Origin of the sequence: Streptomyces sp. ADMS, assembly GCF_033441795.1 — a bacterium.
Classification (GTDB): Bacteria; Actinomycetota; Actinomycetes; order Streptomycetales; family Streptomycetaceae; genus Streptomyces.
Map to the genome: position 1 here is coordinate 1 of NZ_JAVFVX010000141.1, position 16065 is coordinate 16065.

Annotated in this window: 10 protein-coding genes and 2 pseudogenes; 5 read left to right on the top strand and 7 right to left on the bottom strand. The window is 67.5% G+C overall.

Translation table 11 applies throughout. From position 1 onward, the window contains the following. A partial coding sequence (locus RB628_RS35700; protein WP_318324794.1) for a hypothetical protein occupies window positions 1–265 on the bottom strand: 265 nt, incomplete at its 3' end. After that, window positions 223–447 (bottom strand): annotated as a pseudogene (locus tag RB628_RS35705) (hypothetical protein); the annotation flags it as partial. The gene RB628_RS35700 and the pseudogene RB628_RS35705, both read right to left, overlap by 43 nt. A gap of 512 nt (window positions 448–959) precedes the next feature. Between RB628_RS35705 and RB628_RS35710 the strand changes: the two are divergent. From RB628_RS35710 to RB628_RS35720, 3 genes are all read left to right on the top strand, one after another. After that, the gene (locus RB628_RS35710; RefSeq protein WP_318324795.1) at window positions 960–2441 is read left to right on the top strand and encodes an ATP-binding protein; all 1482 of its coding nucleotides are present in this window, start codon (window positions 960–962) and stop codon (window positions 2439–2441) included. A 422-nt stretch (window positions 2442–2863) separates the two neighbouring features. Beyond that, window positions 2864–3145, top strand: coding sequence for a type II toxin-antitoxin system prevent-host-death family antitoxin (locus RB628_RS35715; protein ID WP_318324796.1), 282 nt, complete (start codon window positions 2864–2866; stop codon window positions 3143–3145). After that, entirely contained in the window at window positions 3142–3396 is a 255-nt protein-coding gene (locus tag RB628_RS35720; RefSeq protein WP_318324797.1) for a Txe/YoeB family addiction module toxin, read from the top strand. Before RB628_RS35715 ends, RB628_RS35720 begins: the two co-directional genes overlap by 4 nt. A gap of 137 nt (window positions 3397–3533) precedes the next feature. Here the strand turns inward: RB628_RS35720 and RB628_RS35725 are convergent, their stop codons facing one another. The 3 genes and pseudogenes from RB628_RS35725 to RB628_RS35735 all read right to left on the bottom strand — a co-directional run bounded on the left by RB628_RS35725 (window position 3534) and on the right by RB628_RS35735 (window position 7082). Continuing rightward, window positions 3534–3779: a hypothetical protein gene (locus RB628_RS35725; RefSeq protein WP_318324798.1), complete on the bottom strand. Its 246-nt coding sequence runs from the start codon at window positions 3777–3779 to the stop codon at window positions 3534–3536. 30 nt (window positions 3780–3809) lie between these two features. Next, window positions 3810–4910, bottom strand: a pseudogene (locus RB628_RS35730) (polysaccharide lyase family 1 protein); the annotation flags it as partial. Window positions 4911–5768: 858 nt separating this feature from the next. Further along, on the bottom strand, window positions 5769–7082 hold the full coding sequence (locus RB628_RS35735; RefSeq protein ID WP_318324799.1) for a helix-turn-helix transcriptional regulator: 1314 nt from the start codon (window positions 7080–7082) through the stop codon (window positions 5769–5771). 598 nt (window positions 7083–7680) lie between these two features. Here RB628_RS35735 and RB628_RS35740 point away from each other — a divergent pair. Both RB628_RS35740 and RB628_RS35745 read left to right on the top strand, forming a co-directional pair. Continuing rightward, on the top strand, window positions 7681–10977 hold the full coding sequence (locus tag RB628_RS35740) for an AAA family ATPase (RefSeq protein WP_318324800.1): 3297 nt from the start codon (window positions 7681–7683) through the stop codon (window positions 10975–10977). 133 nt (window positions 10978–11110) lie between these two features. Beyond that, window positions 11111–12763: a DUF4157 domain-containing protein gene (locus RB628_RS35745; protein ID WP_318324801.1), complete on the top strand. Its 1653-nt coding sequence runs from the start codon at window positions 11111–11113 to the stop codon at window positions 12761–12763. A 681-nt stretch (window positions 12764–13444) separates the two neighbouring features. On the opposite strand, the gene RB628_RS35750 is transcribed toward RB628_RS35745, so the two are convergent. Both RB628_RS35750 and RB628_RS35755 read right to left on the bottom strand, forming a co-directional pair. Then, window positions 13445–13666, bottom strand: coding sequence for a hypothetical protein (locus tag RB628_RS35750; RefSeq protein WP_318324802.1), 222 nt, complete (start codon window positions 13664–13666; stop codon window positions 13445–13447). Between the two features lies 1 nt (window position 13667). After that, window positions 13668–15836 carry a DUF4157 domain-containing protein gene (locus RB628_RS35755; RefSeq protein WP_318324804.1) on the bottom strand — a complete coding sequence of 723 codons (2169 nt, stop codon included), beginning with the start codon at window positions 15834–15836 and terminating at the stop codon, window positions 13668–13670. Window positions 15837–16065: the final 229 nt, after the last annotated feature.

A 16065-nucleotide genomic window follows, 5' to 3' on the forward strand; every position in this document is an offset into this window, starting at 1 on the left:
GTTTTCGCCCATGCCCCGATGCTAGCTCCGTACTTCGCGGGAGTTCGTTCAGGTCCTCTGGCCGGCGGGGATGCGTGGGTTCCAGGCAGCGGAGGTCGAGCAGGCGGAGCTGGATGCCTCGGGTGATGGCGATGACGGGCGGGTCGGTAGCGTTGGTGACCCGCAGCCCAAGGTCGAATAGGTGGTAGACCCCCCGTACGAGGGGTGCCTCTATGTCCTTCGTCAAGGCCGAGACGTAGATTTTGAGGGCATTTGTCCCGTCCATGGTGTGAGGGTGACGGCGGGGGTTCGGGGTTCGTGGAAGGTGCCGTCGCGGAGCATCGCGAAGAGCTCGTTGATCCGTTGGCGGGCAAGGCGAAGGAGTGCCTGGGTGTGGGTCTTCCCGCGGGTCCGGCAGTGGTCGTAGTAGGTGCGGGAGGCGCGGGCGTGCGGGGCGGCGAACGCGTCCTGCCGTGTGGCCCGAGGGGGAGACGCTCGCCGCGTAGGCGCTGAACCGGTCGATGCCGACTTGTGCGAACCGTGCTGATTCTGTGCCGACCCGCATCTTCCAGGTGACGTTTGTACAGGCGGGAGCGCCGTGGCGAAGGTTCCGCTTCAACGTGTAGCGGGTGACGTAACGGCACGTCGTTGATCTGGCAAACATACAGGTCAGGTGGGTCCGACTCTTCGGAGTCGGGCCCCTGGTCTTTCCCGTGCTGGGATGGTGCTGCGAGATTTGACCCCTCGTCACCCATGATCACCCCTGCTCACCTCTACCGTGCTGGGTTTTAGGCAGGGCTTGTGCGCCAAGCGGCCCGCGTCCGTGCGCTCACCCGTCACCCTCGCCGGGCAGGATGCAGGGTCCAATCCGCAATCTCGCACTCCGTGCCCGCCTCTGCACCCGATCCACTAGGCCGCTTGAGGTGAAGTAAGATTCAATCTACGTAATACTCTATCTACGTAATCCCGTGGAGTGTGTCGTGGAGTTCCAAGGCCGGGTCGGAGATCTTGAACTGCTGGCCGAGCAGTACCGGACAGTGGCAGAGGGCGGTGGAGCCACCCGAGGGCGGGCTGTGATCATGACGGGTCGGCGGCGAGTGGGGAAGTCGCGACTGGTCCAGGAATTCTGTGACCGCTCGGGAGCGCCGTACGTGGTGTTCCAGGCCACCCGGGGGCGTAACCCTGTGACGGAGCGCGCCGACTTTGCCGCGACCCTCGCGCAGTCACTATTGCCGGGGGCGGAGCTGGTCGCCGGCCTCCAAGCGCAGGACTGGAACCAGGCCCTGCGCTCGCTGGCGCTCGCGGTACCCGATGACTCACCCAGCATCGCGGTGATCGACGAGGTGCCCTGGCTGGTCGAGCAGGATCGGGAATTCGAGGGCGCACTCCAGACTGTCTGGGACCGTCACCTGTCTTCCAAGCCCGTGCTTCTGCTGCTGGTTGGCAGCGATACATCGGTGATGGAGGCACTGCAGTCGTACGGACGCCCGTTCTTCGGCCGGGCGACGAAAATGACCGTCCACCCCCTGAACCTGGCCGACGTGCAGGCCATGACCGAACTCGACGCCGCAGGGGCCGTCGACGCCCAGTTGATCACTGGTGGATTCCCCGAGATCGTGCAGTCCTGGCGGCCGGGAATGGGGCGTACGGCCTTCTTGCAGGCTTCCGTCGCCAATCCTCTCTCGCCCCTGCTGGTGGCCGGCGAGCTGTCCCTGCTGGGCGAATTCCCCGAGGCTTCGCACTCACGGGCCGTACTGGAAGCGGTAGGCAGCGGTGAGCGCACGTTCAGCGCAATCGCAGCCCACGCCGGCGGGGCCAGCGCGCTGCCGTCCGGCACGCTCTCCCCGCTGCTGGCCATGTTGCAGGCCAAGCGAGTCCTGGCCGCTGATCTCCCCCTTTCCGTCAAGCCGGATAGCAAGAACAAGCGCTATCGGATCGCCGACCCGTATCTGCGGTTCTGGCTGGCGTTCCTGGCACGCGCCATCCCACTCATCGAGCGAGGCCGCGGCGACTTGGCACTGGAACGCATCGAGCGGTCATGGACCACTTGGCGCGGGCGAGCGGTCGAGCCTCTGATCCGCGAGTCTTTGCTGCGTCTGATGCCCAATGACGAGTGGCCCGAGACCGAGGCCATCGGCGGTTGGTGGAACCGTCAGAACAACCCCGAGATCGACCTCATCGGTGCAGACGGCGAGCCGGTGGCCCGCCAGGTGCACTTCGTCGGGTCGGTCAAGTGGCTGGAGACCCAGCCCTTCGGCCGTCGTGAGTACGACGCCTTGGTACGCGACATGCTCGCCGTCCCCGGTGCCGCCCCGGACACTCCACTGGTCGCGGTCTCCCGCTGCGGGGTGGCCGATGATCTGCCGCTGACCGCGCACTGGGGGCCGGAGGACCTCGTACGGGCGTGGCAGCCCCGACAGCCGCGGAGCAGCGATGTGCTCTTCTCGTACCGTGCGAGATGAGCGCACCGGCGAGGTCCGCCTCGGTTGGATCGGGCCCACTGCATCAACACCCGTACCTCCTCGTGGTCGGCGGGCGGTACGTAGTCGAGTGTGGAGTGGAGACGTTCTTCGTTGTGCCAGGTGATCCACTGGCAACAGGACTGGGACGCCGCAAGGTCCTGCTACCAGCAGGCAATGGGCTCCGATGACCTCGACCTCAGCCGCCGCGCCGCGGCCGACCCTGGTGGATGAAACAACACCACGTTGGCGGCCTGGCGAACGTGCAGGTCAAATGGGGTCGACTATTCCGAGGGCCGGCCCCTTGCTGTTTCCCGTGCTGGGATGGTGTTGGGTTTCCTGATAGGTCGTCACCTGTTTGGTTCCGCTTGGGGCGGCTGTGAGTGGTACGTTATTCGGTACCACTTGATGTAGGGAGTCGGCCCATGTCCATAACTGCGAGCGAAGCCCGTAAGGCTCTCTTTCCGCTGATCAAGAAGGTCAACGACGATCACGAAGCCATCGAGATCGTCTCCAAGCATGGCAACGCCGTGCTCGTCTCGGCCGAGGATTACGCAGCGTTGCGCGAGGGCTCGTATCTCCTGCGCTCGCCTGCGAACGCGCGGCGGCTGCTCAAGGCGTACGAGAACGCTCTGAGTAACATCAATGTGTCGGAGCGTGAGCTGATCGATCCGGATGCGGCGGCCCCTGGTGCGGGTGTTGTGTGAGGTTTGTCTTCGAGGATCAGGGCTGGGAGGACTACACGTCCTGGCTCAAGAACGACCGCAAGATGCTCGCTCGGATCAACAAGCTCGTCGAGGACGTCAAGCGTGACCCCTTCACGGGAATCGGCAAGCCCGAGCCGCTCAAGTACCACTTGCCTGGGGCGTGGTCGAGGCGGATCGACGACGAGCACCGCCTTGTCTACCTGGTCACGGACAGGGAGATCGTGATCCTCGCAGCCCGCTATCACTACTGACCGCCGGGTTGCCCGTGTTGGGGTGCTGCTCTCGTGCCGGAATGATGCTGGAGCCACGCTACGAGGGGAGAGGCAAGTGGGGCGCCGCCTCGTCAGGGCCCGTACGCATACCCCGCTCTACCGTCCGCTGAGCGATGTCAAGGGCCGCTCGGTACAACGGTGAGCTGGGGCCGCCGCCCGCCGATGTGGATGTCCTCGTCGTGGGTGATCCCGATGCCGACGCGCTCTTCGTCCTCGCTGAGGAGGCGTCCCGACGGCTGGGTCGTGAGGTCAATGTCCATCGGGTCTCCGTCGAGGCGTGGGAGGCCCGCACGGATGATCCGTTCCTCGCCGGTGTTCGCGAACGTCCGCTGGTCCAGCTGCACCTCGAACTGGAGGCGCAATGCCCGCCCGGGTCCCGGGGGGCGGACCTAGCACCTGCCGTCCGACACCTGCATGCCGTTGTTGGGGCCTGCCGTCCGGCTCACGATGTTTGGCACGCAACCCGCCGCATCGAGGCTGTAGGCGTAAGGGATGCTGACAGTGGTGTTGGACCGCAGGTCAGGGCCGGCGGGGTTGTTCTCCGTACCGGGGCTGGACCAGGTCACGTTGTCGAGAATGTTGCCGCTGACCTGCCAGTAACCGGCCGCGTCGGTGTAGAAGGTGCCCAGGACGTCCTTGGAGTCCTCGAAGTAGTTGTTGTCCACCTTGGCGCGGGCTCCGGCCCGCGAGTTGATGCCGGACTCGTTGAGTTTCACGTAGTGGTTGTTGTACATGTGGGCTGTGCCGCCACGCAGCAGGGGGGCGCGTGAGTCGATGTTCTCGTACCGGTTGTGGTGGTAGGTGATGAAGCTGTTCGAGACGTCACTCTCACTCGACCCGACGAGGCCACCGCGGCCGGAGTTGCGCAGGATGCTGTAGGAGAGGGTCACGTACTGGGTGTTGTCCTTCATGTCGAAGAGACCGTCGAACCCCTGTGACTCCCCACCCGACGCTTCCAGGGTGGTGTGATCGACCCAGACGTTGCGGACGTTGCGCTCCATGCCGATGGCGTCACCGCCGTTGGACGTGGGGGAGCCCGACTTCTTGACGTTCCGGACGGTCACGTTCTGGATGATGATGTTGCTGGCGTCGCGCATGTGGATGCCCAACTGGTCGAAGACGGCGCCGCTGCCGACCCCGATGATCGTGACGTTGCTGATCTCCTTGAGCTCGATCACGCCGGCGGCGGTGTTGCAGCTGTCGCCCGACACCTTGCTGGTGTTGCCGTGGTTGATGGTGCCCTGGACCTCGATGGTGATCGGGGTGCTGCTACTGGCCCGGCCGCACAGGGCCGCATGGATCGCGGTTCCCGTGGTGGCCCGTACCGTCTGCCCGCCCGCGCCGCCGGTGGTCCCGCCGTTCTGGGTCGCGTAGCCGGTGGCACTACCGGTCGCTGCCGACGCCTCGGGCATCGACAGAACCGCACTGGTCGCGGCCGCAAAAGCCATCGTGGCCAGCCCTGCACAGAGTCGGAGTGCGACTGCTCGCCTCATCCTTGCCTCCCCATTCGTCTTTGAATGCTGGGTTTGCTGCTGTTCCGTGGTCTTTTCGGAAGGCCGTAGGGGGTGCCGGCCCGCCGCTGGGCAGGTCGCTGGCCGGTTCGGAAGCGGGTGCTCTTCTCAAGGGGGATCGGGTTGGCGGCTCCGCTGCGGAGTGCGCCTTCAGTGACGTCAGTGCCGGCGGGCGGGACCACCGTGCCCGTGCGCTCCGGCACGTTCTTCCCAACGGTGGAGACGCCGGGGTGACCGACCCCGGCGCCGGGAGAGTAGATGCATGTGGCTGACCCCTTCCCGTGCCGGCTCCTGAGCGCGAGGATGCGGTTTGTTCCAGAACATGAACGGCGTGGCTGGCCGGATGCCGCACCGCGGGTGTGGCAAGCGCTTTCTCTGGAAGCTAGACGCTTGCCGTGGACGCGTCAATAGACGCGTACTTGGTCTTTATTCACGGACATGAACAGCTGGGAGGTGTAGGCGATTCGATAATGGGCGCTACGCGTCGCAGTCGAACACTGGGCCCTCCAGCCCTACGAGTCGACCGGCCCGCCGCTCGGTGTAACCCTCGGCCAGGCCCTCGAGGCGATCACCCATTTCCTCGACGCCGACGCCGACGCCGACGCCTCCACGGCTCCCGGCCCGAAGCGGATGATCCACCTCCCAGCCATGGACTCCTGAACCGAGCGGTGCTCCCGGTACGCGACGTCGGCCGGAAGAAGTGCGTCCCTCTTCGTCGTTCCCGTGCGGACCTGGTGCCGGTCCCGGGTGCGCCTCACGGGCGGCGCCTGTGTCGTGGGGGGCGTCAATGTATGTGACTCCATGAGTCATGTTAGTCATGGGGTCCTGACTCCGGGCAGGTCACCGCGCCCGGTTCGCTCCGTCCATGAGGGACTGCGCGGTGGGCAGTTCGGCGAGTTCACGCCACGCGTACGCGCAGAAGTGCATCGCTCCGCCCTGTTCGCACAGCTCGGCCGCCCGCCGGTACACCGCGGCGGCGGTGGACGTGTCGCCCAGCGCACGGTAGATCCTCGCCGTCCACAGCAGGTTCACGCCGACCTCGTGCACGGCGGGCCAGGGTCCCGCGTCCACCGCGGCGTCGGCCATCAGCCGGGCCCGGTCGTGCTCGCCCCGTCTCAGGGCCAAATGTCCTTCCAGCACGGCCAGGTGGACCAGCATGCTCGTGTGGCCGATCACCTCGATCACCGGCCGGGCCCTGGCCAGCCGCTCGTCCACCTGTTCGTCGAGGCCCTGGTCGACGAGGAACTCGGCGATCGCCAGGTAGTACTGAGCCTCCGCCCAGGCGTTGATGTCCTGCTGCGGGTCGGTCTGTTCCAGGGCGCACTCGAACCAGATCCGTGCCTGTGCGTAGTCGTCGTTCAGCAGGCACAACCGGGCCGACTCCCGGTACGCCGCACTGCGCTGCGGCCAGGGGATCTCGTCCGAGATCCTCGCGACGAGCGCGTCGGCGACCTCGCGCCCCCAGCGTCGGTAGCCGCCCCATGCGCAGGCGTTCACCAGCACGGTGGCCGCCCGGACGGCGACGGAGGCTTCCTGGAGGGGCTCGGCGAGCGTCCACGCGAGGTGGGCGAACCGCAGGCCGTCGGGAAGGTTGCCGTTGACCAGACCGAGTTCGGCGAGATGCCGGGCGACCCGTTCCAGCCGCTCCGTCGAGGAGCGGGTGTACTCGTCGTCGAAGAGTTGCAGCAGCAGCCGTCGGCCGTCGTCGGCGCGGCCGTTCCTGCCGTGGAGACGGGCCAGAGACCAGCGGACCTCCCACAACACGTCCCGATGTGGGTCGTCCCCGTGCTGGTCCAGGATTCCGGTGAGCTGCTCGGCGGCCGTGACCGAGGCGTCTTCCTCCTCCGCCTTGCGTGCCCTGAGCAGCAGCCCCACGAGGTCGAACCGCCCGGTTTCGTCCGTGCTCCTGTCGCCGGCGACGTCGTCTCCGGCTCCTTCCGGGAGTTCCGTGCCCTCGTCCAGGAGGGACCGTGGAGTCACCCCCAGTCGCTCCGCGAGTCCGGCGACGACCTCCGGGCTCGGCACGCGTTTGCCGCTCTCCAGCAGCGAAACGTAGCTTGCGGAGAGGTCAGGCTCGGCGAGCTCGGCCTGGGACATGCCCGCGGCGCGTCTGAGTTCTCGCATTCTTCTTCCGAACTCGGGCTGCGTGGGCAATCGGGCTCCTCACTGAGACATACGGCTCCGCACAGGCGGGGTACCACGCAGCATTCCACGACGGCTCCCAACTCCCGGGCTCCCTGGCCTGCTTCCGGGAATCGGTGGGTTGACTCGTGCTCTGTCATGAAGTCATGGTGGTGACCCGCAGATTGTGACTGAGGTCGTTACACGGCTGCAAGCGCCTGTGTGGCAGGAGGCTGTCGTTCTGGACGCAACAACGGGACAAGCTCAAAGCCTGTCCAAGGGGTGGGTGGGGGTCCCTGTGGGGTGGAGCGACGGGGTGGGCGGCGGCATCCGGAGCGGGTGGCCCGCGGACGGGCCCCGGCGGTGACACGCGGCAAGTCGTAGTCGTCGTCGGCAGGTCGGCGACTTCGCCGACCTGCCGTGCGGACGACGGCTCGGCAGCGGAAAACGGCGACCGCTGCCTTCCGGTGAGTGCGTGTCGCGTGGAAGCGTGAAGGACTTGCGTGTTTCATGGAAAACTCGCAAGTCCCTTGAGTCCAAAGGGAATTGGCGGCGTCCGACTCGGTTCGGTGTCGCTGCGCGGGTGTCGTCCACGTGTCGGCCAGGGCGCGTGGTTCGAGGGAGATACGTGGTGCACGGCATACAGGTGAGGCTGTTCGGCGAGGTCGTACTCCGGCGGAGCGGCCAACCCCTGACGGCCCCGCCGGGCAAGGCCCTTGAGCTGCTCTGCTACTTACTGATGCACCGCGACCGCATCCACACCCGTGAAGTGATCTCCGAGCTGCTGTGGCCGGACACCGAGCCCGGTGCCGCCCGAAAGTACCTGCGCCAGACCCTGTGGCGGCTCAACACGACCCTGCAGGAAGGGTCGGACGATCACGGCGAGGCCGGTGAAGTCGTCGTTGTCGATCCCCACTGCATCCGCATCAACCCGGCCGCGGCCTGTTGGCTGGACGTGGACGCGTTCGAGGAGAGCTACGCGGCCGTCCGCGATACACCCGGGCGCGCGCTCTCCGACGATCAGGCGAGGGCGGTGGAGTACGCGCTCGACCTCTACCGAGGGGACCTGCTCGCCACGTGGTACCACGACTGGTGCGGCCACGAGCGGGACCGCCTGAGACAGGCCTACCTGGCGATGCTGGACCAGCTGATGGGCCACTGCGAGGCACGCGGACTCTACGCCAAGGGAGTCGGCTTCGGGCAGGCCGTCCTGCGCCACGACGCGGCCCGGGAGCACACCCACCGACAGCTGATGCGGCTGCACTACGCCGCCGGCGACCGTACCGCGGCGCTCCGCCAGTACGAGCGGTGCACCTCGATGGTCGACCAGGAGTTCGGGGTGCGGCCATCGGCGGACACCACGGTCCTCTACGAGCACATCCGGGCCGACCGGGCCGAGAGCATCCTGCCGGCCGGTGCCCGGCCGGTGGCATCCGGACGGCCGACGCTCGATTCGCGTAGCGGGGGGCCCGGTCCCGACGACCCGCGTGAGCACGTGGAACCGGTGCCCGTCGGCGTGATCCCGACGCAACGATCCCGGTCTCCGCATGAGACCGCGGCGGTCGATTCCGTTCGAGTACAGTCGATCGACCCGTCCGGCTCGGACAGTCGCACTCCGGGCGGCCCGCGGGACCGAGAGCGAAGACCGGCCGAGGGTAACCCGGCCGAGGGGCGGGAGGACATCCCGGACGGAGGGCGGGGCAGCATGGGCGGTTCGGGCTACACCGACTCGACGCAGCACCTGGTGGCCGAACTCGCCCGCCTAGACGTACTGCTGGGCAGACAGGTCCGGCGAACCCGGCGATCCCACCGGGAGCCCGCCGACGAGTTCTCCGCGTTGTACGTCACGGACGCCGAGGTGGACGCGCTGCTTGACGGCACGCTCGACGCCCCGCCCGTGGACGGTGAACCCGGGACCGAACCGGAGACCGAGGCGGAGCTGGACAGGCTGTCGGCCGAGATAGCCGTACGCGTGGCCGAGAGTGTGCGTGACGGCGTGGGTCTGCGGCTGGTGGCCCTGGCCGGGTTGTTCGATCTGCACCCGGTGGATGTCGAGGTCCTCGTGATGTGCCTCGCCCCGGAGATGGACCGCCGGTACGAGCGGCTGTACGGCTATCTGCACGACGACCTGACCCGGCGGCTGCCCACCGTGGGTCTCGCCCTCGACATGGTGAGCGCCGACCGCGTGGAGCGGGCCGCCGCACGGACCCGGTTCGCACCGTCGGCGCCGCTGGTCAGGCACCGTCTGATCACGCTCACGGAGGACTCCGCGGCGCCGACGCACTCCCTGCTGGGCAACACGGTCCGGCTGGACCCGAGGATCGCCGGATTCCTGCTGGAGGACGACGAGTTGGCCGGCCGACTGCGGCCGTACGCGCGGCTCGTCGCACCGGCCGGCACGCTCGACGATCTGTATTTCCCCGCGGAGTTCGGCGCGTCACTGGCCCGGCTGAGCGAGCACGCCGACGACGGGCTAATGGTCTACTGCCAGGGTCCCTACGGCGTCGGCAAGCAGAGCGCCGCGTCCGCCTGCTCCCTGCGCTGGAACGCCCCGCTGCTGGTGGTGTCCGCGGATCTGCTCGCGGAACGCCCGACGGAGGAGTTCGCGGCGCTGGTCGCTCTCGTCGACCGGGAAGCGCGGTTGCAGGGCGCGGTCACGTACTGGGAGAACGTCGACGCCCTCCTCGGCGAACAGGCCCGCCCCCGGCTGTCGTTGCTGTTGTCCACTCTGGCGGCTCACCCCGGCCCGGCGTTCCTGGCCGGGGACACCGCATGGGAACCGTCCGACCCGCCGACGGGCATGACTTTCGTACGGCTGGAGTTCCCCGCTCCCGGCTACGCCGAGCGGCTCCGCCTCTGGGAGTCCGCACTCGACGTGCTGGACGGAACGGACCGGCCGGCGCTGGACCTGGCCGCCGTCTCCGGGAAGTTCCGGCTGAGCGGCGGTCAGATCCAGGACGCCGCGGGGACCGCCCGCAACCTGGCGCATGCCCGCGCACCCGGCGCGCCCCGGATGACCCAGGACGACCTGTACGCGGCGTGCCGCCTGCAGTCCAACCGCAAACTGGCAGAGCTGGCCCAGCGGATCACGCCGCACTACGCCTGGGACGACATCGTGCTGCCCGCCGACCGGATGGAGCAGTTACGGGAGATCGCCAACCAGGTGCGCTACCGGGCCCTGGTGTACGAGTCCTGGGGCTTCGAGCGCAAACTGGCCAACGGCCGGGGACTGGCCGTACTGTTCGCCGGCCCGTCCGGCACCGGCAAGACCATGGCGGCCGACGTCCTGGCCCACGAACTCGGCCTGGACCTCTACAAGATCGACCTGTCGACCGTGGTCAGCAAGTACATCGGCGAGACCGAGAAGAATCTCTCGCGCATCTTCGCCGAGGCCGCCACCAGCAACGCCGTGCTCTTCTTCGACGAGGCCGACGCCATGTTCGGCAAGCGCTCCCAGGTGCGTGACGCGCACGACAAGTACGCCAACCTGGAGACCAGTTATCTGCTGCAGCGGATGGAGCAGCACGAGGGGGTGGTCGTGCTGGCCACCAACCTGCGTAAGAACCTCGACGACGCGTTCACCCGACGCCTGCACGTCACCATCGACTTCCCCGTCCCCGGCGTCGAGGACCGGCGCCGCATCTGGGAGCAGGTCTGGCCCAAGGAAGTCCCCCTGGACGGGAGTGTCGACCCGGACCTGCTCGCCCGGCAGATCGACCTGCCTGGGGGCAACATCCGCAACATCGCCCTCGCGGGTGCGTTTCTCGCCGCCGCGGACGGCGGGGTGGTGACGATGGGGCATCTGCTCCGGGCCACGCGACGCGAGTACCAGAAGATGGGCAAGATCCTGACCACCGGAGAGTTCGGCACCGGCACGACGACCGGGACGACCGGAAAGGATGCCTCGTATGCGTTCCCCTCAGAGTGAGGTCGCATCAGCGCCGAAGGCACGGGCCACTCCCGCCGCCGAAGGTCCCGCGTCGCGGGGGCACCGGCCCGCGCACCCCCGCGGCGGGCTGCCGCACCTGCAACGCCGGTACGGCAACCGCCGCGCGCAGGGCATGATCCAGGCCAAGCTGAACGTCGGCCCGGTCGATGATCCGCTGGAACGTGAGGCCGACCGGGTCGCGCGCCTGGCGACGGGAGCATCGCCGTCGTTGTTGGCGCAGCGGGCGCCGGCGGCGGTCCGGCACGTGCCGGCAGCCGCCGGTGGTGCGGCGGATCCCGCGGTCACCCGGGCGGTGGAGCGGGCGCGTGGTGGTGGCCTGGAGGTGCCCGGCGGTGTGCGGGATCGGATGGAGCGGACGACCGGGGCGGACTTCGGTTCGGTGCGTCTGCACGTGGGGTCGGAGTCCGATCGGCTCAACGACGCGTTGGGGTCGCGGGCGTTCACGGTGGGCGCGGATGTGTTCGTCCGGCGAAGTGAGTACCGGCCGGGTACGGCTCGGGGCGATGCGTTGCTGGGACATGAGCTGGCGCACACCGTCCAGCAGGGTGCCGCCGGTCCGGGGCGCGGCGACACGTCGACGGTCACCGCGCAGCGTTATGTCGAGATCGATCCCGATGATGCCGACTACCCGACCAAGCACGGGGAGAACGCCGAGGACCCCGAATTCTTCCAGAGCCAGTACGAGAGTGAGCACAGCTTCTACGAGAAGAGGGCGCTGCGCGATGGAACTTCGGAGGTGAATCGCGACACATTCAAGGCGAACATCAGATACTCGCAGAAAGTTCCTCTGCGTTTTTCTGACGACTTCGAACTCGCCGTCGAATCGAGGAAGGAGGCCAAGGTCTTCTTTGCGACCCAAAAGCATGTCGACGCAGCCAACGCGACCTTTGACGAACTCGGAGGGATGGTGCGGTTCCAGGGGACGGGCAAGTTCATCAGGGTCAAACGCGATGGGAATGAATATGACTTGCTTCGGGTGATACCGGTGGAACAGGCGAGGGTGCGGCGCAACGTCCCCGGACGCTTCTGCTGTTTCAGGGCGCGCACGGTTGAATCACTGGAGCCCGTGGCTGGAGGGAATCAGGTGAGGTCCCCGCAATCATGCGAGCACATGGCGGCGTGGGTCACCGGAACACTGCGCAAAGCCGATCTTCAGAGACGGCATGCCCGCATTTTGGCCGAAATCCTCGACGGGGCGTCGGAGAGTGTCGGCCCGAACCGTAAAGAATTCACTGAGTGGGTGGACCGCGGGGAGGATGTCGACGGGCTGCACGAGACGATGGTCCAGCGCTATAGAGAGCTGATGCAAAAGGCGCCGGAGGCCCTGGCCGCTGCCGAGGAGAAACTGGGGGTCAATGACTATGTGAAGAGCCCGGACGTGGGTGCAACTCTTGCTATCGCCAACGTCTTCGACGGCGATAGCCTGTACAGGGCCAACGAGGCGAAAAAGAAAAAGGAAAACGCCCGCAAAGAAGCTGGGAAAAATCGCGATTTGCGCCCTTGGAGTCCCGATACCGCGACTCCATTCCCCTATCACTTCGCTGGTGTGGTGGCGAAGAGCGGTGGCGACTTCATCACCATGGAGAACTATGCGCGGGACGACGACTACTCCACGCAATCCATGAGCGCCAACGATCCGCTCTTCTACTTCTTCATGTACGGCACGGATAATCGGCGCGGCGATACCTGGCACAGATATTGGGTCAACACCGGCAGTTTCTGGGGCGTTCAGGTGTCCACCGTGTTTCCGCCGAACTCTCCATGAACGCGCCGGGTGCCGTCCGCGAGTCGCTCGGCACCTGAACGACCCGTCCGTCCAGGACCAGTGGCAACGTCGTGCTGAGGCACCCCGGGTCGCAACGTCGCTTCCCTGTGGACGCGGTCGAGGAGGCCGGTGCGTGGGAACGCGTGGTGACCGTGCCCAGCTTCGGCCACCGCCCCGACACGATCGCCTGCCGCGCCCGGTGAACGGTCGGCCACACCGCTGGACCGGGTGCATCACCGAGCGGACGTGGCGCACGCCGGGCCGTACCGGTCGCTGGCCGTGCCGGTCCCGCACGGACCGGCCGAGTGGCTGTATGCCGGGTTTTCGAAGTCAAGCGGTGCGACATGCTCATGCCAGCTTGGCGCCTGCAGGAGGGGAGCCACTCCGGGCAGTCATCGCGCGGATGTCGGGCCGCGCCGGCACTCCCGCCAGCGTCTCTCATGTACGCGCACACCGCGCAACCTCGAAGACCCTGTATGCCGGCATGGGCGTGGGCCCGTTCGGCGGGCATGACAGGTCCGTGGGTGCAGCGGTCGCTCGGCGACAGCTCGCTGCGGCTCACCTGCGCCGGCCTGCGCGGCCCTGGCCGACACGACCGGCCGTGCTGCCGGACGAGATGCGTGCCCACGTGTGTGGTCACCTGGCCCATCCGCGCCGGGCGACGAGTAGGGAGGTCGCGGGTCAACGACGGGCCGCGCGCAGAGCACGCAGCACCAACTGGTGCACCCGGTTGTCCTCCGACTGCCACAGTTCCGGCTTGGCGTAGAAGCGCTGTCGCACCTCCTGCGCCATCCGCTCGAAGCTCTCCTCCTCGGACAGTTCGACGAAACGGCCCGCGTTGGCGGCGCACCACTCCCAAATCGCCGCCATGCGGACGTCGAGGCCGGCCCCGTCCATCGTCATGTCAGCCCCCGGCGTTGTTGTAGAGCTGCTTGCCCAGTACGACCAGCATCTGTATCAACGTCAGGTCCCGCTGCCAGGACCACCGCTTCAGCTGGTCGACGAGGGACTGCCGTGTCTCGTCGAGCATCGCCCGGCGGGTTCTCGTCTCGATCAGCCGCAGCCACAGGGTGAGTGTCTCGGTCGGTGCGTTGATGCGCAGTCCGGTCTTCGCCTCGTGCCATGGAGGCGAGTAGGGCGCGACCATGGCCACCGTGGTCATGCACTCTTGCATGCTGTGTTCGCCGCTGACCACCATGTCGGCGATGACGAAGGCCATCAGGTCGAGGCACTCGGCCTCGGTGAGGCGGCCTTTCTGGTACAGCCACGATGCGGTCTGCATGTAGTTGAAAGTGCTGTTGGACCGGCCGCCGACGAACCGGTCGGGATTGTCCCTCTGGGCGTTGGTATACCACGTCTCCTCCCAGTAGTTGACGGCGTCGGGAGACTGGATCCTGGGAGAGTAGTGGTTGGGGTTGCGGTCTGGGTGGTCCTGCTCCGTGAAGATACTGTCGCCGCCCAGGCGCCGGTACGACGCAACGGAAATGCCCCACTTGAGATCTTCCATGTTCAGCCGATCACCTCGCCACGGGCCCAGGGTGCTCTTATAGCTCTGCGCGGCGTCGGGGTTCTCGTACCGCCCGCGGATCGTGGCCACCAGCGTCTCGTCGAGGACCGGGGGCACACCCCGGTTTCGCTGCCTGTCGTACCCCAGTATCAAGCCGGGACGAACGACTGCCATGTAGAACTCCGGCGAGTCGGATTCCACGTGGGTCGGCGTCACAACGTACAGAAGCGTAGCGTCCAGACCCCAGAAGTACAGCTTGCCGTCGACCTCTGTGATTTGGACCCCACCGTTCATCTCCTCCGGTACTGCGAGGTCGACGGCGGTGGCCACCACAACGCGCGTCTCCTCCTCGGTCCTCGTATCGGTGATATCGAAGTGCCACCTGACTTGTACTCCGTCCACGAGGCCGAAGACCTGTAGCTTTCGCCCTGCCGCAACGTGATCGTTCTCCAGAGTGTCCACCGGGGAGCGCTCGTCCTGGGTGGCCTGCGCGTAATTGGTGAACATGGTGTCGCGGGCGTAGGTGGCGCCGAGCACCTGCTGCGGATCCTTCGGGTCCGGGTTTCGCAGGCTGTTACCGGCCTCCTCCATGAACCGTTGGTTCTCCGGGGCCCAGTCGGGGTGATCCGTGCCGTAGCCGCCGGCCTCGGGACCCTCCAGGAACCAGGGCGGCCGATTCTCACCCAGGACACTCCGTGCCTCCACCTCTTGCTGGAAGTGTTCCCAAGCCGGTTGCCGGTCCTCACGGGCATTGAAGAGGGCACTCGGCTTGTATGACGCCGCCCAGCGGTCCCACAGTTCCTGATTCCACTCGACCTTGCGGCGGTGAAGGTACTTCGCGCTGCCGCCCACCTCGGCCCGCTCGTCGGTCCGGGGATCTCTGCCGTACTCCCACACCTCCGCCGTGCTCGCCAGGAGGTGATCGGCCAGGTCCCGCGTCGAGTTCGTCGCGACTGCGCCCTGGGTGAGCTCGGTCCGGATGTCGTCGGCGTCGGCGGGTGCCGGGTTGACGGCACGCTGCGCGATCGGCGTGGACGTGGTCCGCACGGCCCTCATGGCCCCGGCGTCCGCCGTGTGGCCGAGGCCGGGCCCGCCGGTGTGCGGATGCTCCGCGTCCCGGTGCGACGGGGACGGTCCGGCCGCACCCTGCTGGATGGTGTGCGTCAGCTCGTGGGCCAGCAGCGCGTCACCGGTCGCGGTCCCGGGCGTGTACTCACTGCGACGGACGAACACGTCCGCCCCGACCGTGAACGCGCGCGCCCCCAAGGTGTCGTTGAGCCGATCCGGCTCGTGGCCCACATGCACCCGCACCCCGCCGAGGTCCGCGCCGGTGGCACTCTCCATACGCCGCCGGATCCCCTCCGGCACCGGTCGCCCTCGCCCGCGCATCCGGCCGACCGCCTGGGTCACCACCGGACCCGCGTCACCACCGCTCGCGACCGGCACGTTCCCGGTCGCCGCCGGAGCCCGCCGCAACGACGCCCCCGTGACCTGCAGGGCCATCCGGTCGGCGGCACGCTCCAACGGATCGTCGATCGCGCCGACATCGAGCTTGGCCTGGATCATGCCCTGGACCCGACGGTTGCCGTACCGGCGGTGTAGAGCCGGCACGCCCTCCCGGGGACGGGCGGGACGCCGTCCGCGCTCGACGGGCTCGGCCGCCGTCACCGGCCGGACCACTTCACGGACGGTGTCATGCCCAAGAGCCGGTGAAGTCGCCATCCGCCTACCCCCCCAATTCGTCCCGAATCCCGAATCTCGCCTCCAGGCCAACACCGACGGTCGTCAAGCGGGC

What these genes read in the sequence shown, in the direction of transcription:
- RB628_RS35715 (WP_318324796.1), top strand. Translation starts at nt 2,864, where the DNA reads ATGTCCATAACTGCGAGCGAAGCCCGTAAGGCTCTCTTTCCGCTGATC.
- RB628_RS35745 (WP_318324801.1), top strand. Translation starts at nt 11,111, where the DNA reads ATGATCCAGGCCAAGCTGAACGTCGGCCCGGTCGATGATCCGCTGGAA.
- RB628_RS35750 (WP_318324802.1), bottom strand. Translation starts at nt 13,666, where the DNA reads ATGACGATGGACGGGGCCGGCCTCGACGTCCGCATGGCGGCGATTTGG.
- RB628_RS35755 (WP_318324804.1), bottom strand. Translation starts at nt 15,836, where the DNA reads ATGATCCAGGCCAAGCTCGATGTCGGCGCGATCGACGATCCGTTGGAG.